Below are 17,250 nucleotides of genomic sequence, written 5' to 3'. Positions count from 1 at the left end.
GATCGTGCACCATGCAGGTGGCAAGCGGCGGTGCGGTGCGCTCCGACCAAGACGGCCGGTAGAAGATCTGCGGCGAACGGCTGACGAAGTTCGGCGTGGGTGAACGCCGGAAAGCTCAGCCGCCTTGGGCCTTGCGGCGCTTGATGCGGTGGCGGCGGCCGAAGAACACGATGGCGAGCAGCACCACCGCCGCCCCGCCCGCGATGAGGTTCTTCTTCGTCTTGTCGGCGTTGGCCTTGTCGGTCTGCGTGGGGTCCAGCACCGGGCCCGGGGGTGCCTGATGGACCGCGTTCACCTGCGTGATCGCCGTCTCAACCGCCACGGTGGCTGCGGCAGGAGCCGAGGTCGCCGCGGACGCCGCCACCGGCAGCACTCCGGTGAGCAGCACGCCGAGCAAACCGGCCAGCAGCAGTCCCCGCACCTTCGCCATGACTTCCCTTCTACGCCGTCACCGTGCATTGTGCCCGCCGAAGCTCGGACGCGTCAGCCGCCACGCGGTGGAGCCGGGTCCGCTCGCCCCGTGCTGACGACCGTCGGGCGCAACAAGCCCCTGAGACGGTCAAAAGACACTTGTGCGCAGAGCGGTCTTTCTTCTTGGACAACGTTCAAGAAGAGGGGTTCACGACGGCTCGGCGAACGCCGCCAAGATCCGTTGCGCGGCCAGCGTGGCGGTGAGTTCTCCGTCGCGCACGGCTCGTTCCACGTCGGCTACCTGCGCGCGGACCGCCGGGTGCGCGGTGAGCCGGTCGAGCAGCTGTTCGCGGACCATCGACCAGGTCCAGTCCACCTGCTGACGTTTGCGCCGTTCACCAAGATCACCCGATTCGGTGAGCACCTCGCGGTGCTTCCCGATCGCCGCCCACACCTCGTCGAGGCCGCTGCCTTCGAGCCCGCTGCACGTGAGCACCGGCGGTGTCCAGAGCGCGTCCTTGCCGTAGATCATCCGCAGCGCGCCCTGCAGCTCGCGCGCGGCACGCTTGGCGTCGCGTTCGTGCGGGCCGTCAGCCTTGTTCACGGCGATGACGTCAGCGAGTTCCAGCACGCCCTTTTTGATGCCCTGCAACTGGTCGCCGGTGCGCGCCAGGGTCAGGAAGAGGAAGCAGTCGACCATGTTCGCCACGGTCACCTCGGACTGCCCGACCCCGACCGTCTCCACCAGCACGACGTCGAAGCCGGCCGCTTCCATCAGCACGATCGTCTCGCGGGTCGCGCGCGCGACGCCGCCGAGCGTGCCGGACGTCGGCGACGGCCGGATGAACGCCTTCGGATCGACCGCCAGCCGTGCCATCCGGGTCTTGTCGCCGAGGATCGAGCCTCCGGTGCGGGTCGAGGACGGGTCGACGGCCAGCACCGCGACCCGGTGCCCGGCCGTGGTGAGGTCGGTGCCGAGCTGGTCGATAAATGTCGACTTGCCGACTCCGGGAACGCCGGTGATGCCGACGCGTTTCGCCCCGCCGGCGTGCGGGAGCAGCTCGACCAGCAGTTCCTGGGCTTGCCGCCGGTGGTCCTCCCGATGCGATTCGACCAGCGTGATGGCCTTGGACAGGGTCCCCCGGTCGCCCGCGAGCACGCCCTTGGCGTATTCGCCGACGTCGATCCGCCGCGGCAAGGTTCAGGACTCCTGCGCGGCCAGCTGCTGGAGCAGGTCGATCGCGGCGTCCGCGAGCACCGTGCCCGGGCCGAAGATCGCCGCCGCTCCCGCTTCGCGCAGCTCGGGGTAGTCCTGCGGCGGGATCACGCCGCCGACCACGACCATGATGTCCTCGCGGCCCAGCTCGGCCAGCTCGTGGCGCAGCGCGGGCACCAGCGAGAGGTGCCCGGCGGCAAGCGACGACACGCCGATCACATGCACGTCCGCTTCCGACGCCTGGCGCGCGACCTCGGCCGGGGTGGAGAACAGCGGGCCGACGTCGACGTCGAAGCCGAGGTCGGCGAAGCCGGTCGCGATCACCTTCTGGCCGCGGTCGTGGCCGTCCTGGCCCATTTTCGCGACGAGGATGCGCGGGCGGCGGCCTTCGTCTTCAGCGAATTTGTCGACCAGCTCGCGGGCCTTCTCGACGTTGTCCGACTTCCCCACCTCTTCCCGGTAGACGCCGGAGATCGTGCGGATCTGGCCGGAGTGGCGGCCCCAGTTCTTCTCCAGCGCGTCGGATATCTCGCCGACGGTGGCCTTCGCGCGCGCGGCGTTGATGGCGAGCTCGAGCAGGTTGCCGTTGTTCTGCGCGCCTTCGGTGAGCCGGCGCAGCGCGTCCTCGGTGGCCTGCGGGTCGCGTTCTTCGCGCAGCCGACGCAGCTTCTCGAGCTGCTGTGCACGTACGCCCGCGTTGTCGACCTTCAGAACGTCGATCTGCTCGTCGTCGGTGACCTGGTACTTGTTCACACCGATGACCGGCTGTCGTCCCGAGTCGATGCGCGCCTGCGTACGCGCGGCCGCCTCTTCGATGCGCAGCTTCGGGATGCCTTCGTCGATCGCGCGCGCCATGCCGCCCGCGCCCTCGACTTCGGTGATGTGGCCCCATGCCTTGCGCGCGAGGTCGTACGTGAGCTTCTCGACGAACGCGCTGCCGCCCCACGGGTCGATGACGCGCGTGGTGCCGGATTCCTGCTGCAGCAACAGCTGTGTGTTGCGCGCGATCCGCGCGGAGAAGTCGGTGGGCAGGGCCAGCGCTTCGTCGAGAGCGTTGGTGTGCAACGACTGTGTGTGCCCCTGGGTAGCAGCCATCGCTTCGACGCACGTACGCGTGACGTTGTTGAAGACGTCCTGCGCGGTGAGAGACCAGCCTGACGTCTGAGAGTGCGTACGCAGCGACAGCGACTTCTGCGACTTCGGGTCGAACTGCTTAACCAGCTTCGCCCACAGCAGGCGCGCGGCGCGCAGCTTCGCGACCTCCATGAAGAAGTTCATGCCGATGGCCCAGAAGAACGACAGCCGCGGCGCGAACTTGTCGACGTCCAGGCCCGCCTCGACGCCCGCGCGGATGTACTCGACGCCGTCCGCGAGCGTGTACGCCAGCTCCAGGTCGGCGGTCGCTCCGGCCTCCTGCATGTGGTAGCCCGAGATGGAGATCGAGTTGTACTTAGGCATGTGCTGCGAGGTGTAGCCGAAGATGTCGGAGATGATCCGCATCGACGGCTGCGGCGGGTAGATGTAGGTGTTGCGGACCATGAACTCCTTGAGGATGTCGTTCTGGATCGTCCCCGCGAGCTGCTCCGGCTTCACCCCCTGCTCCTCGGCCGCGACCACGTAGAGCGCGAGCACCGGCAGGACCGCGCCGTTCATCGTCATCGAGACGGACATCTTGTCGAGCGGGATGCCGTCGAACAGCTGGCGCATGTCGTAGATCGAGTCGATCGCCACGCCCGCCATGCCGACGTCGCCGGACACGCGCGGGTGGTCGGAGTCGTAGCCGCGGTGGGTCGCGAGGTCGAACGCGACCGACAGGCCCTTCTGCCCGGCCGCGAGGTTGCGGCGGTAGAAGGCGTTGGACTCCTGGGCGGTGGAGAACCCGGCGTACTGGCGGATCGTCCAGGGCTGGTTGACGTACATCGTCGGGTACGGCCCGCGCAGGTACGGCGCGACGCCAGGGTACGTGCCGAGGAAGTCCACATCGGACAGATCAGCGGCGGTGTAGACCGGCTTCACGCCGATGCCCTCGGGGGTTTCCCAGGCCAGCGCGTCCGGGCCTTTGCCGGTGGCTTCCTGTACCGCCTGTGCCCACGCGGCTCGGTCGCCGGGCTCGGGAGTGCCGAGCGGGACGTCGGCGAAATTCGGGATGCTCATGCGGAGACTCCCAGCTGTGCGTGGAGGCTGGTCAGGATTTCGAGCGCGTCGCACCCGGCATACAAATTGCCGCTGATTCCGTCGTAGGTTCCCTTGCCCGCCAACAGAACGCTGTCCGCGCCGAGCGAGGCCGCGACGGAAGCGGCCTGTTCCTCGTACGCCGCGTCGGTGCCGCAGACGCACGCGACCTTCGCGCCGCTCTCGCGGAACGCGCCGGGCAGGTCGTCGGTCGCGCCGGGGTTCACCGCCTCGATACCGCCCGCCTGCAACAGGTTCGTCGCGAAGGACGCGCGTCCGGTGTGTGCGGCGACCGGACCCAGCGTGGCCAGGAAAACCTTCGGCCGCTCGCCGTGCTCGGCGAGGTAGGCGTCGGAGGCGTCGCGCAGCTTCTCGTACTCCTCGGCGTACCGGTGCCGCGGCAGCCCGCCGTCCACAGTGGACGGAACCGGCTCGCGGGTGACCGGCTTTTCGTCCAGGTTCGGGAACTCGCTGACGCCGGTGAGCGGATCGCGCCGAGTAGCGAGGCGGCTCGCGCGTTTCTCCCAGGTCTCGGCCAGCCGTCCGGCGAGTGCACCGGACGCCAGCTCGGCCTCGATGCCGCCAGCCGCTTCGATCGCGGTGAACTCGCGCCACGCGGCTTCGGCGAGTTCGTCGGTGAGCTTCTCGACGTACCAGGAGCCGCCCGCCGGGTCGATCACGCTGCCCAGCTTCGACTCCTCGATGAGGATCGCGTTGGTGTTGCGGGCGATCCGCGAGGAAAACGCGTCCGGCAGGCCGATCGCCGCGTCGAACGGCAGCACGGTGACCGCGTCCGCGCCGCCGACGCCAGCCGCGAAGCAGGCGACGGTGGTGCGCAGCATGTTCACCCACGGATCACGCTGGGTGAACATCGACGGCGACGTGACCGCGTGCTGATGCATCCCGCGCGCGTCCGCAGCCGCGCCGGAAACTTCGAGAACCCGGTCCCACAGCCGGCGCGCGGCGCGGAACTTGGCGATCGTGAGGAACTGATCGGCAGTCGCGGCGAACCGGAACTCGAGTTGCGCGGCCGCCGCGGCGACGTCCAGACCGGCCTCGGTGAGCGCCCGCAGATAAGCGACGCCAGACGCGATCGTCGCGCCAAGTTCCTGCGAGTCGGAGCCGCCTGCCTCGTGAAACGGCAGTCCGTCGGCGACGATCGTGCGGACCTTGGGGTACTTAGGGGCAACCTTCGCGGCCAATTCGGCAGCTGGGCCGAGGGGCAGCGCCTGCCCGGTGCGCGCGGTGGTGCCGAGCGGATCCGCACCGAGCGTGCCGACGGCTTCGCTGGCCGGGACCTCGCGCTCGGCGAAGAGGTCGAGAAGCGCCTGAGCTGCGGTTTCGTACTCCGCCCCGGCGTCGAGGACCACCGGCGCGAGGCCGACGTACACCTCGTTCAGCGCGTCCGCGAGCGCCGAGATCGGCAGCGAACCGTCGCCGAGCCGCAGCCATACCGAAGACGCGCCGCCTTCGAGGTCAGCGAGGATCGCCGCGTTCGCCGCACGGACGTCTTCGCGCTGGTGACGGACCCGGATGTCCCACCCGGTGTCGACCACACCCTCCGGCCGGGCCCCGCGCACGAACGGCGGCAACCCGGGGAAGCCGAGGTCGCCGCCCGCGTCGTCAGACGTGTATAGCGGCTGGATTTCGATGCCGTCGTAGGTGCGGGAGACGAGTTTGCTCTCCGGCGCACCCGCGAAATCCTCGGGGAGCCTGCCGCTCTTGCGCAGCACTCCCGCCACCAGCTCCTGCCACTGGGCACGGTCCGCGGTCGGGAACTCCGCCGCGAGCGCGAGCCCGGGCTCGGAAGTCGGCGCCGACTCCGGACCAGCCACGTTCGTCATACCCAGTGATGGTAGAGGCAGGCCACCACCCGCACCTGTGACTCTGCTCGCCCCCCGTACGGGTGAACTCAGGGGTAGCGGTGCTGAGTCGAAGAGTGTCGGCGGCTTGGGCCACAATCATGGGGTGCCCTCGGAGAACAGCGACCTGGACCAGCCCGGCAACACCGACAGCACCGGCTCCGCGAACGCCGAGCCGTCGACCGGCGGCGACCAGCCGCGGGTAGTAGCCGGGCGCTACCGGCTGCGGTCGGTTCTGGGGTCAGGGTCGATGGGCACGGTCTGGTCGGCGTACGACGAGTTCCTGCACCGCCCGGTCGCGGTCAAGGAGATGAAGGTGCCGCCGGGCATCCCCGCCGAACAGGCGGACGAACTCCGCGAGCGCACGCTGCGCGAGGCCCGTGCGATCGCGGTGCTGTCGCATCCGAACGTCATCACGCTGCACGACGTCGCGCGCGAGAACGACGCCCCGTTCGTCGTGATGGAGCTGCTGCCGTCGCGCAGCCTCGCCCACCTGCTGCGCGACCACGGCCCCCTGACGGTGGAGCAGGCCGCTGCCGTCGGCATCGCGGTCGCGGCGGCCCTCGAAGCCGCCCACGACGCAGGCATCACGCACCGTGACGTGAAGCCGGGCAACGTCCTGGTCGCCAGCGACGGCCGAATCAAGCTCACCGACTTCGGCATCGCCCGCAACGTCTCCGAAGCCACCATGACCCGAACCGGAATCATGCTGGGTTCGCCCGCCTACATCTCGCCGGAAGTCGCTTCCGGCGGCGCGGTCACCCCCAACGCCGACCTGTGGGGCCTTGGCGCGACGCTTTTCGCCGCCGTCGAAGGCGCACCCCCATACGACGCGGACGGCGACCCTTTGGAAACCGTCGGCAAGGTCGTCAACGGCAAAGTCCCGCGCCCGAAGCCAGGCCCGCTGGCCGACGTCATCGCGGCGTTGATGAAAAAGGAGCCGGAAAAGCGAATCTCGCTGCGCGAGGTGCGCCACCGTCTCTACCCCATGCAGAACAAGGCCGCCCTGGACCTCTTCGGCCCAGAACTGTTCCGCACCCCAGACGGCAAAAAGACGGCCGCCCACCTGGACGCGACCGACACCCAGGTCATCAAAACGGTCGCCCCGAAACCCGACACTCCCGATCAGCCCGCCGCACTGGCCGCGGACCCAGGCCCGCTGCCCTTCATGCGCTCGGGAAACACCGGTTCCGCCCCCGCCTTCACCCCCGCTCCCGCGCTACCAGCCGCACCTCCGCTGCCCGCCCCGCTGCCGCCCCCGCCCCCACGCCGCAGCGGCAAAGCAACGGCGATGCTGGCAGTCGCTTCAATGGTCCTGTTCGCCCTGGCCTGCGGCGGCGGTTTCGCACTGGCTCGCGTGGTGAGCGGCCAAAACCTGCTGCCCCCACAAAGCCCGGAAACCGGAGTGCTGGCCACCCTGGGCACCGTCGCGGGCTCCTCGGAGCCGCTGAAACTGGTCCCCCAACACGGCAACGCCAGCGCAACCGCGAACGTCTCGCGCGACAGCGAATACACCGTCTCTGTGCCCGAAGGATGGAAACGCTTCATCGCCTCGCGAAAATCCGCCTACGGCGCCTCGACAGTCGTCCAATACCTTTCCCCGGACGGCCGCCAATCCCTGCGCCTGGAACGAATCCCGAACTTCTACGAGAAGTACTCGCTCAACGACGCGATGGCGGCGCTGCGCTCTTCAGGTTCGCAGGATTCATTCAACTTCACCCGAGAACCAGTGCAAACAAACAACGGCGTAGAAGTCATGTTCCGCGCAGTAGAACGAGCACAAAGCCGCTCCGCCAACCCGGACGCCGTGATCACCCGCGCGACCTACGCCCTGATCAAACAAGCCGACAACACCCTGTGGCTGCTATCGCTGACCGTTCCAGCAGAACAGGAAGACACCGGCTCCGCCACCTTTAACCAAATCGCACCGACCCTGTCTTTCCCAGCAACTTCATAACCGCCACCGCTGCACCCTCAAATCAAATCAACTCACCCCTCCGTATACCGCCGCGCAGTCTCAGCAGCCTGAGCCAACCTCCGCAACCCCTCAAACAACCGATCCCCCAACACAGTCCCCACCACCGCAGCCTCAACAATCCGATCCATAGACACCCCAGCCTCCAGCGTGTCCAAATCAGCCTCAGCAATCCGATCAGCGAGCTCCGCATACCGCCCGATCTGATCAAGCAACGCCTGATGCCCCAGCGAACGAATCGTGCACAGCGTCCCCACCAGCAGATCCGCCACCGGATTGTCCGGCCCGAACTTCCACCCGTGCTCCTTGGCCAGCGAGGTAAGCAACCCCATCGCCCACTCCCGATCATCAGTGGGCACTTCAGCCTTGAACCCGGTCAACGCCCGCTGCGCCACCCCCAGCACGTTGTACGCGGCCCGATCTGAATCAACCGCCGCGACAACCTCCCGCACGGTCGCCACCGACAACCCGCCGACCTCGACCAGCGCCCGGATCAGCTTCAGCCGCCGCACGTGCTCCTCGCCGTAGCGTGCCTGGTTCGGGCTGGTCCGCTCGCCGGCCGGGAGCAGCCCCTCCCGCAGGTAGTACTTGATCGTCGCCACCGGGATCCCGGACTCGGCGCTCAGCTCTGCCATCCGCACCCGCTCGACCCTACTTCCGGACTTCCGGGAAAAACCCTGAGGACATCTCAGGATGGATAGTTTAACTTCCCATAGTGGAGAGCAGCACTATCCATTCTGGGAGGAGCCTCATGACCACCACTGTCGACCCGCCCGCGACGCTGAACACCGCACGGATGCGCACCTGGCACCGGCCCTCGCTGTGGTTCGCCGGGGCGATGGCCGTCGCGACCGTGCTGTCCATCGCGGCGATGCTGATCGACCACCGGACCCTGCTCGGCGCGCCGGTCTGGGCGAAGCCGTTCAAGTTCGCCGTGTCCGGCGGGCTCTACTTCTTCACCTGGAGCTGGCTCGTTTCGCTGCTGCGCGGCAAGTTGCACAAGGTCGCGAGCGTCGCCACGACCGTCGCTGTCGTGCTGTTCGCCGCCGAGTACGTGGCGATGGCGTTCCAGGCGGCCCGCGCCCGGCCGAGCCACTTCGCGAACACATCCCCGTTCGACGCCGCGCTGTTCCAGGCGATGGGCGTGATGGTGGCGGGGCTCTGGCTGGCCACGCTCGTGGGCACCGTCGCGCTCATGTTCACCAAGATCGAGGATCGCGCGGTGTACTGGGCGGTGCGCACCGGCGCGGTCGTCGCGCTGATCGGCGCCGGCCTCGGCGCGACCATGACCCAGCCGACTCCGATCGAGCGGGCCGCGATCAAGGCCACCGGCCATTCCGACCTCATCGGCGCGCACAGCGTCGGCGTCGCGGACGGCGGCCCCGGTCTTCCGCTGCTCGGCTGGAGCACCACCGGCGGCGACCTGCGCATCGCGCACTTCATCGGTCTGCACGGCCTGCAAGCGTTGCCGCTCTTGGCTTTCGGCCTCGCGGTGCTCGCGACGCGACTGCCCCGGCTGCGCGAGAGCGCGGTGCGCGTGCGGCTGGTGTGGACGGGTTCGGTCGGCTACGCGGGTCTCGTCGGACTGATCCTGTGGCAGGCCGAACGCGGCGAGCCGCTCATCTACCCGAGCGGCACGACGCTGGCCGCGGCCGGCCTGCTGGTCGGCGTCATCGCGGCGGCTGTCGCGGCGTCGGTGCTGGTGCCGGTCCGCAAGGCGGTCCGGTGAGCGACCTGACCGTCTTCGCCTGGACGTTCCCGGTCGCGGTGCCGTTCTGGGCGTTGATGATTTTCCTGCCCGGCTGGCGCGGCACCCGCCGGATCCTGGCCTCGCCGTGGGTGCCGCTGCTGCCGCTGGTCTGGTACTTCGTGCTGGCCATCCCGCACCTCGGGGAGCTGTGGCACGCCATGCAACGGCCGGATCTCGGTGTCCTGCAAGGGTTCCTGAGCACGTCGTACGGGGCCGCGCTGGTCTGGGCGCACCTCATCGCGTTCGACCTGTTCATCGCGCGCTGGATGTTTTTCGAGGCGCGCACGCACCGGGTCCCGTGGTGGGTGCTCAGCCCGCTGCTCCTGCTGACGATCTTCCTGTCACCGTTCGGCCTGGTCGCGTTCCTCGCCGTGCGCAGCGCCCGGATACGCTCGGCGGCATGAGCAACCTGGAGGAGGCGGCCGCGGCCGTCATCGCCGAGCGCGCCGGCGTCGAGAAGCACGACATCGCCGTGGTGCTGGGTTCGGGCTGGCGTCCGGCCGCGGACGTGATCGGAACCGCCGACGCGGAGATCCCGTTCGGCGAACTGCCGGGCTTCACCCCGCCCGGAGCCGTCGGCCACGGCGGCACGGTGCGGTCATTGCGGGTCGGCGACAAGCGCGCGCTGGTCCTGCTCGGCCGTACGCATTTCTACGAGGGCAAGGGCATCGAGCCGGTCGTGCAGAACGTACGCACGGCCGCGGCTGCGGGCGCGAAGACGGTGCTGCTCACCAACGCGGCCGGCGGGCTGCGCGCGGGCATGAGCGTCGGGCAGCCGGTGCTGATCTCCGACCACCTCAACCTGACCGCGCGCTCCCCGATCGTCGGCGCGAACTTCGTCGACCTCACCGATCTCTATGCCAAGCGGCTGCGCGACCTGGCGCGGGAGATCGACGATTCGCTGGAGGAGGGCGTGTACGCGGGCCTGCCCGGGCCGCACTTCGAGACGCCCGCCGAGATCCGGATGCTGCGCACCATGGGCGCGGACCTGGTCGGCATGTCGACCGTGCTGGAGGCGATCGCCGCCCGCGCGGCCGGGCTCGAGGTGTTCGGGCTGTCGCTGGTCACGAACCTGGCCGCGGGCATGACCGGCGAGCCGCTCAACCACGAGGAAGTCCTCGAGGCCGGGCGGCAGTCGGCGACGCGGATGGGCTCGCTGCTGAAGGAACTCGTCGCCCGCGCGTGAGTTCCGGCGAGCGCCCGAATGTGGCATTGGATGCGTCCTACGCACCCAATGTGGCGTTCGGTGCATCCCACGCACCCAATGCCACATTGGGGCGCAAGCAGCTCAGACGTACTGCGGCAGCTGCGCGACCACTTCTTCCGGCGAAGGCATCCCAGCGACCTCCGCCGCCAGCCCGCGCACGACGTCCGCCACCGTGCTGTCCGCCAGCAACCGGCCGGCCGCCTCCCGAACCGCGTCCGCCGTCAGTTCGTCGCCGAGGAGCTTCGCGCCCGCACCGGCCTCGACCACCGCGGCGGCGTTGGTGAACTGATCCGCGCCCTGCGGCAACACCAGCTGCGGCACCCCGGCGGCGAACGCGCCCAGCGTGGTCCCGCTTCCGCCGTGATGCGCCACCAGATCGACGTGCGGCAGCAGTTCCGACTGCGGAACCCACGCCTCCAGCCGCACATTCGACGGCACCTCGCCGAGCGCCTCGACGTCGACGGACGGACCGGTCGCCACCAGCACGTCTACGTCGAGCGAGGCCAGGCCCTGCAGCGCCGACGTCAGCAGATGCGCCTGGCTCGCTCCGGTGGTGCCGAGCGTCAGGTACACCAGCGGACGGCTGCGATCGCGGCCTTCGATGCCGGACGGCAGCTCTCCCGGTTCGCTCCAGCCGACCGGGCGCAGCGGCACGCGCCGGGCCCCGGCGACGAACTCCGGCACCTGCACCGACGGCGGGCAGATGTCCACGAACGGATGGCCCCAGAACAGCCTGCTGTCCCCGGTGAGGCCGAGTTCGGCAGCCAGCTCGCCGATCCGCTTGGCGATGTGCTCCACCAGACCGCCGGGCGAAACCCGGCCGAATCCGTGTGCGATCGCGGGAATCCCGGCCCGGTGCGCGGCGAACGCGCCGCCCGGATTGCCCATTTCGTACACGACCAGGTCCGGTTTCCGCTCGGCGAGCACGGGGGCGAGGTCGGTCATGAACTCGGTGGGCAGCAGCCGGCCGAACCCCTTGCCGATCGCCTCGTTCAGCTCGGCTTCCGGGACCTCGTGGCGGCTGCGGGTGTCTCCGGAGAACAGGCGGCCGAACGCCTCCTGCAGGGTCAGCCCGGCGGCGGCGGTTTCGAGGCCTGCCTTTTCGAGCGTCGGATGGAAGGCGGGGGCGGTCGCATAAACCACGTCGTGGCCCGCGTCGCGCGCGGCGACGGCTAGCGGCAGCAACGGATAGAGGTGGCCGTAAGACGCGAGGGAAGTGAAAAGAATGCGCACCACGCGAGCGTATCGCCAGCCACCACCCGGTTTCCGGATCCGCGTAAGCTGGCCCGGGTGTCCGACAGCCTCGATTCCCGCCTCCGCGATTCCGTCTACCGCTGGATCACCGACGACCCGGATCCGGCGTCGCGCGAGGAGCTGACCGCCGTCCTCGCCCGCGCGATGGGCAAGGAGCCCGGCGCGGCCGAGGAGATCGCCGACCGGATGGCCGGGCCGCTGGAGTTCGGCACCGCGGGTCTGCGCGGGCCGGTGCGCGCGGGTCCGAACGGGATGAACGTCGCGGTCGTCACGCGGACCACCGCGGGGGTCGCCGCGTGGCTCGCCGCGCAGGGGCACGCGGGCGGCGTGGTCGTGGTCGGCCGGGACGCGCGGCACGGTTCGGAGGCGTTCGCCGCCGCGGCGGCCGAAGTGCTGACTGCAGCCGGATTCGCGGTGAAGGTGCTGCCGCAGCCGTTGCCGACGCCGGTGCTGGCGTTCTCGGTGCTGCACTACGGCGCGGTCGCCGGAATCCAGATCACCGCATCGCACAACCCGCCCGCGGACAACGGGTACAAGCTTTACGACGCCACCGGCGGGCAGATCGTGCCGCCGTCCGACGGCGAAATCGAGCGCGCGATCCAGTCGGCCCCGGCGACCCGGAGCATTCCGCGCAAGCCCGGTGCCGAGGTCGTCGACCCGCGAGAGGCATACCTTTCCGCGGTCGGGGCGCTGCCGCGCGGCACGACGCGCGAGCTGCGGATCGCCGCGACGGCACTGCACGGCGTCGGTGCGGAGACCCTGCGGGCCGCGCTGTCGCGGGCCGGATTCACTGACGTGCACTTGGTTTCCGCGCAGTCCGAACCGGACGCCGACTTCCCCACCGTCTCATTCCCCAACCCCGAGGAACCCGGCGCGACCGACCTCCTGCTGGCACTGGCGTCCGAAGTGGACGCCGATCTCGCGGTGGCGCTCGACCCGGACGCCGACCGGTGCGCACTCGGCGTTCGCGGCCCCGACGGCTGGCGGATGCTGCGCGGCGACGAGACCGGCATCCTGCTCGGGGCGCACGTTCTGTCCACAACGGACAATCCAGATCCGTTGGTGGCCACCACGATCGTGTCCTCGTCGCTGCTCGGCGAAGTGGCGAAGGAAAAGGGCGCGCGCTACGCGGAGACGCTCACCGGGTTCAAATGGCTGGTCCGAGCCGGCGAGGGTTTGGTGTTCGCATACGAGGAAGCCCTCGGACTATGCGTGAACCCGAGTTTCGTTCGCGACAAGGACGGCATCTCCGCCGCGGTCGCGGGCGCGGACCTTGCCGCCACGCTCAAGGCTGACGGCCGCACCCTGCTCGACGTCCTCGACGACATCGCGACCCGGCACGGCGTGCACCTCACCGATCAAGTCTCGTTGCGGGTCACCGATCTTTCCGTGCGCGGCCGCCTCATGGCCGAGCTGCGCGCGAACCCGCCCGCCACGCTCGGCGGGGTGCCGGTGGCGCTCGAAGACCTCCTGCCGGACGCCGACGTGCTCCGGCTGAGCGGCGACGGCGTGCGTGTCGTAGTGCGGCCGTCCGGCACGGAACCGAAACTGAAGGCGTATCTGCAAGTGGTGACTCCGGTGACCGGCGAGCTCGCCGACGCGCGGCGCAGTGCGACGGAAGTGCTCGACGCGGTCCGCGAGGAGATCACCGCACTGCTGCGCTGACGGGAGAACCATGCCCACGTTGCTGATCGTGCACCACACGCCGTCGCCGTCGATGCAGGCGATGTTCGAGGCCGCGCTAGCCGGCGCGAACCACCCGGACATCGAAGGCGTCGACGTGGTCCGCCGTCCCGCGCTCGGCGCGACGGTGGCCGACGTGCTGGCCGCGGACGGCTACCTCCTCGGTACGCCGGCGAACCTCGGCAGCATGAGCGGCGCGTTGAAACATTTCTTCGACACCGTGTACTACCCGTGCCTGGACTCGACGAAAGGCCGCCCGTTCGGGGCGTACGTGCACGGCAACAACGACACGTCCGGGACCGTACGGCAACTCGACGCGATCACGACCGGGCTCGGCTGGACCCGGGTGGCCGAGCCGGTGCTCGTGACGGGCGAACCGGGCAAAGCCGCGCTGGAAGCGGTGACCGAACTCGGCGGAACCCTTGCCGCGACGCTCATGTGAGCAGCACTCGCTCCGCTGAGCGGGCCGAAAGCCGGTGCGGGGAAAGTAAAGAGGCCTGTCACCGGAAGCCCTGGGGGTCGACCTCCGGCAACAGGCCAAGTCAAGGGTTCGCAACGAAGGCGATCAACCTCGACTACGCAAGGGTACTACAAAGAACCGATCATGACGACCCTGCAATGACAACCAAGCGTGCTCGAATCAACTCCGAGGGCGCCGACCAGGCCCGAGAAGCCGGAGAAACCTGGATCTGACCCGTCCGTCGTCCCAGTCAGTGGACCATCGGCCCGCACGGGCGGCACGAACGCGGCGATCTTGACTGTCCATTGTGGAGCGTCCAGTCGAGTGGCCGATTCGGCGGCGGCCGGCTGCCGTGAGTGACGAAACCGCACCGGATCCGCGACTCGACGGACAAACAAGACGGGCGCCGGTCCGGAGACCGACGCCCGTCTTGGCGAAAATCAGGCAGGCGAGACCATCGCCCGCACCGCCGCCGGCACATCCGCCAGCGCGACCTGCTGCTGCTCGCGGGTGGCCAGGCTCCGGACCGTCACCCGGCCCGCCGCCCAGTCCTCCTCGCCCACGATCACGACCGCGATCGCGCCCGCCTTGTCCGCGCGCGTGAGCTCCTTGCCCAGTTTGCGCAGTTCCAGCGGGGTCGAGGTGCGCAGGCCCGCCTTCCGCAGCGTCGTCGCGACGTCGCGGGCCGGGTCCGCCAGCTCCTCGGTGACCGGGATGACGGTGACGTCGACCTCGCTGCGCGGCTGCGGCGTGAGGCCGTGCGTGTCGAGGAAGTCCATCAGCGTCACGTCGCCCATGCCGAACCCGATGCCGGAGATTTGCTCCTTCGTGAACATCGAGGCGAGGTTGCTGTACCGGCCGCCGCCGAACAGCGCGCGGCGGTTCTGCGGCGAGGTGTCGAAGACCTCGAACACGGTCGACGTGTAGTACGCCAGCCCGCGCACGATCAGCGGCTCGTACCGGACCAGGCTCGCCGCGCTGCTGGAGAGCACCTTGACCAGGTTCGATTCGGCCTTGACCTCCGCGGGCAGTTCGTCGAGCAGCGCCGGGCCGGCACTGAGCGTCTCGGCGAGCTTCTCGTACTGCTTGTCCGACAACCCGATCTCGGCCGCGCTGGCCGCGTGCTCCTCGGCCGAGGTCTTCTCCCACCGGTCGACGAGCGCGAACACCTGCGGCAGGTGGTCCGGCGAGATGCCGACGACGTCGGTCAGCGCCGACGACAGCAGGTTCCGGTCGTTGACGCGCACCGCGAACATGTCCGGGGTCGCGCCGACCGCGCCCATCAGGTCGTGGATCAGCTCGAACATCTCGATCTCGCAGTTCGCGCTTTCCGAACCGAAGATGTCGGCGTTGATCTGCCAGTGCTCGCGGACGCGGCCGCGCTGCGGGCGCTCGTAGCGGTGGCAGTTCGGGTGGCTGTACCAGCGCACCGGGAACGACAGCGATTTCGCGTGGCCGGCGATCATCCGGGCCACCGAGGGCGTCATCTCCGGGCGCAGCGCGAGCCGCTCGCCGCCGCGCGTGGTGAGCGTGTACAGCTGCTGGTCGGCGATCTCCTGGCCGGACTTCCGCTCGTAGACCTCCGCCTGTTCCAGGATCGGGCCGTCGTAGCGGAGGTAGCCGTAGCGCTCCAGCACGTCGTAGAGATGGCCGAACACCTGCGTGCGGACGGACATTTCGGCGGGGAGGAAGTCTCGGGTCCCCTTGACAGGCGCAGTTGACAGGTATTCAGGCACGTCATCAAGCTTAACGACCCGGCGCCAGCGATTTCGTCAGGGGAACGCGACGCCGTAGGCGGTGAGCAGCATGGCCGCGCCGAGCAGCACCGCGCCGCCGGTGGTGACGCTCATGCCGACGCGGGTGCGCAGCATCGCGAGGAAGAACCCGCCGGACTGCGCGAGCACGCCGAACAGCAGCAGGAAGCAGACGATCCAGCGCGCGGTGTCGCCGAGCCCGCCGTGCTCGACCAGCTGCAACGCGGCGAGCGTGAGGACGAGCAGCACGCCGGCGTGGGCGTGTCCGGCGCGGAAGAACCCGCGCTGTTTCTCGGTGAGGTCGCCGCGGCGCAAGACGCCGCTGAGCGCGTAGCCGCCGTACATGACGGTCGGCAGCGATACGAGCGCGATGACGGTGAACAACTGGGCAGGGCCGTGCATGGTCGCCTCCTTGGGGTGCGAAAGCGACCATAACACCGTTTTAAAACACTGTCACGAAACTTCTGCCGACGGTCACGCTGTCCCCCTTGCCGGTGGCTGTCCCCCGACCGTCGAGGGAATCGAGCAGCGGCGCGAGTGGCAGTGGACTGCGGTGAGGCGCATGACTACCTCGATGCGGCGACCCGCCCGATGGGCCGGTCTCGCCTTGTCCCTCGCTCTCGGCGGCCTCTGCCTGACCGCACCTGCCGCGGCGGCCGTCCCGCGGGCCAGTGCTCCGGCCGCGCACCAGGCGGGGAAGAAGACGCCCGTCCACATCAAGGCCGGACCGGTCAAGGCCAAGGTGCGCAAGGGCGAGGAGCTCCGGATCCACGGGCACTTCGCGACTGGCCCGGCAGGTCGCGCCGACGACGGCGGACTCCTGTACCTGCAGGAGCAAACTCAGGCCGGGGCCTGGGTGAACCTCGCCTCCGCCTCGTGCGCACCGGACAACGACTTCGACCTCGGCGTCCGGCTGAACGTCTCCGCGACGCTGACGCTGCGGGTCTACCACCCCGAAACCACCCTGTTCGCCACCGCCGTCTCCGCCGTGTTCACGGTGGTGGTGTTCTAAGCCGGTGGCTGCCCGCGGCGGAGAACGGGCATCATGTCGGGCGTGAGCCAGCCCGGGGATGCCGCTTCGCCGCAGGTGGCTTATGCCGACCAACTCCGCCAGCAATCGGCGACCTGCCGGTTGCTGGCGGAGAAGCAACGGGAGAACACCGCCGTGTTCGAGGGGTTCGCCGAGCGGGGTCTGCCTGGCTCCGCCGAGATGGCGGTTCGCTCTGAGCGTTCGGCCCGGTTTCTGGTGCTGCTCGCGTCGGTGATCGCGGAGCAGGCGATCGCGCACGACGAGCTGATGGCCGCTGGTGGCCCGGATAACTCGCGCGCTTACGTCGAATACGAGGCGACGACTCGGCGGCTGCGGGCGTTGTTGCCGACGGACACTCTCACCGACTGACCCGCCTAGCACGACTCCCGCATAGGTACGTGAGGGGAACCCTGAGGGAATCTGGACAGCACGAAGGCTTCCGCGGCCAGCATTTTCCAGATCTGGCGCGGAGTCGC

16 protein-coding genes are annotated in these 17,250 nt (G+C 69.3%); 8 read left to right on the top strand and 8 right to left on the bottom strand.

The genetic code is table 11. The features are described from left to right. Positions 1–115: 115 nt before the first annotated feature. From ACWDNU_RS17405 to ACWDNU_RS17390, 4 genes are all read right to left on the bottom strand, one after another. On the bottom strand, positions 116–430 hold the full coding sequence (locus ACWDNU_RS17405) for a hypothetical protein (protein ID WP_370940385.1): 315 nt from the start codon (positions 428–430) through the stop codon (positions 116–118). A 189-nt stretch (positions 431–619) separates the two neighbouring features. Then, on the bottom strand, positions 620–1,609 hold the full coding sequence (meaB, locus tag ACWDNU_RS17400) for a methylmalonyl Co-A mutase-associated GTPase MeaB (RefSeq protein ID WP_370940386.1): 990 nt from the start codon (positions 1,607–1,609) through the stop codon (positions 620–622). A gap of 3 nt (positions 1,610–1,612) precedes the next feature. Then, on the bottom strand, positions 1,613–3,781 hold the full coding sequence (gene scpA / locus ACWDNU_RS17395) for a methylmalonyl-CoA mutase (protein ID WP_449669596.1): 2,169 nt from the start codon (positions 3,779–3,781) through the stop codon (positions 1,613–1,615). Continuing rightward, positions 3,778–5,643: a methylmalonyl-CoA mutase family protein gene (locus tag ACWDNU_RS17390; protein ID WP_449669595.1), complete on the bottom strand. Its 1,866-nt coding sequence runs from the start codon at positions 5,641–5,643 to the stop codon at positions 3,778–3,780. The genes scpA and ACWDNU_RS17390 overlap by 4 nt, the downstream gene beginning before the upstream one ends. Before the next feature lie 268 nt (positions 5,644–5,911). On the opposite strand from ACWDNU_RS17390, the gene ACWDNU_RS17385 reads away from it, so the two are divergent. Beyond that, positions 5,912–7,618: a serine/threonine-protein kinase gene (locus ACWDNU_RS17385; protein ID WP_449669642.1), complete on the top strand. Its 1,707-nt coding sequence runs from the start codon at positions 5,912–5,914 to the stop codon at positions 7,616–7,618. Between the two features lie 32 nt (positions 7,619–7,650). On the opposite strand, the gene ACWDNU_RS17380 is transcribed toward ACWDNU_RS17385, so the two are convergent. Beyond that, positions 7,651–8,271 (bottom strand): MerR family transcriptional regulator, encoded by a 621-nt coding sequence (locus ACWDNU_RS17380; RefSeq protein ID WP_370940573.1) that lies wholly within the window; start codon positions 8,269–8,271, stop codon positions 7,651–7,653. Positions 8,272–8,387: 116 nt separating this feature from the next. Here ACWDNU_RS17380 and ACWDNU_RS17375 point away from each other — a divergent pair, with 116 nt between their 5' ends. Genes ACWDNU_RS17375 through ACWDNU_RS17365 form a run of 3 tightly spaced genes read left to right on the top strand, consistent with a single transcriptional unit; the run spans position 8,388 to position 10,572 of the window. After that, positions 8,388–9,365: a hypothetical protein gene (locus ACWDNU_RS17375; RefSeq protein ID WP_449669594.1), complete on the top strand. Its 978-nt coding sequence runs from the start codon at positions 8,388–8,390 to the stop codon at positions 9,363–9,365. Beyond that, entirely contained in the window at positions 9,362–9,790 is a 429-nt protein-coding gene (locus tag ACWDNU_RS17370; RefSeq protein WP_449669593.1) for an ABA4-like family protein, read from the top strand. The genes ACWDNU_RS17375 and ACWDNU_RS17370 overlap by 4 nt, the downstream gene beginning before the upstream one ends. Next, positions 9,787–10,572, top strand: coding sequence for a purine-nucleoside phosphorylase (locus ACWDNU_RS17365; RefSeq protein WP_449669592.1), 786 nt, complete (start codon positions 9,787–9,789; stop codon positions 10,570–10,572). Before ACWDNU_RS17370 ends, ACWDNU_RS17365 begins: the two co-directional genes overlap by 4 nt. A gap of 102 nt (positions 10,573–10,674) precedes the next feature. Here the strand turns inward: ACWDNU_RS17365 and ACWDNU_RS17360 are convergent, their stop codons facing one another. Further along, positions 10,675–11,826 (bottom strand): glycosyltransferase, encoded by a 1,152-nt coding sequence (locus ACWDNU_RS17360; protein WP_449669591.1) that lies wholly within the window; start codon positions 11,824–11,826, stop codon positions 10,675–10,677. Positions 11,827–11,883: 57 nt separating this feature from the next. Between ACWDNU_RS17360 and ACWDNU_RS17355 the strand changes: the two genes are divergently transcribed. Together ACWDNU_RS17355 and ACWDNU_RS17350 are read left to right on the top strand one after the other, a co-directional pair. After that, a complete protein-coding gene (locus ACWDNU_RS17355) occupies positions 11,884–13,512 on the top strand; it encodes a phospho-sugar mutase (RefSeq protein ID WP_449669590.1) in 1,629 nt (542 codons plus the stop codon). Positions 13,513–13,522: 10 nt separating this feature from the next. Beyond that, entirely contained in the window at positions 13,523–13,972 is a 450-nt protein-coding gene (locus tag ACWDNU_RS17350; RefSeq protein ID WP_449669589.1) for a flavodoxin family protein, read from the top strand. Positions 13,973–14,430: 458 nt separating this feature from the next. On the opposite strand, the gene hisS is transcribed toward ACWDNU_RS17350, so the two are convergent. Further along, positions 14,431–15,726, bottom strand: a complete 1,296-nt coding sequence (gene hisS / locus ACWDNU_RS17345; RefSeq protein WP_449669588.1) for a histidine--tRNA ligase — start codon at positions 15,724–15,726, stop codon at positions 14,431–14,433. Positions 15,727–15,762: 36 nt separating this feature from the next. Then, positions 15,763–16,146, bottom strand: coding sequence for a hypothetical protein (locus ACWDNU_RS17340; RefSeq protein WP_370940395.1), 384 nt, complete (start codon positions 16,144–16,146; stop codon positions 15,763–15,765). Between the two features lie 160 nt (positions 16,147–16,306). Between ACWDNU_RS17340 and ACWDNU_RS17335 the strand changes: the two genes are divergently transcribed. Both ACWDNU_RS17335 and ACWDNU_RS17330 read left to right on the top strand, forming a co-directional pair. After that, positions 16,307–16,756 (top strand): hypothetical protein, encoded by a 450-nt coding sequence (locus ACWDNU_RS17335; protein WP_370940396.1) that lies wholly within the window; start codon positions 16,307–16,309, stop codon positions 16,754–16,756. 33 nt (positions 16,757–16,789) lie between these two features. After that, entirely contained in the window at positions 16,790–17,143 is a 354-nt protein-coding gene (locus tag ACWDNU_RS17330) for a hypothetical protein (protein ID WP_370940397.1), read from the top strand. Positions 17,144–17,250: the final 107 nt, after the last annotated feature.

This window comes from Amycolatopsis sp. NPDC003676, assembly GCF_053587275.1.
This window is presented reverse-complemented; position numbering and strand designations above follow the sequence as displayed.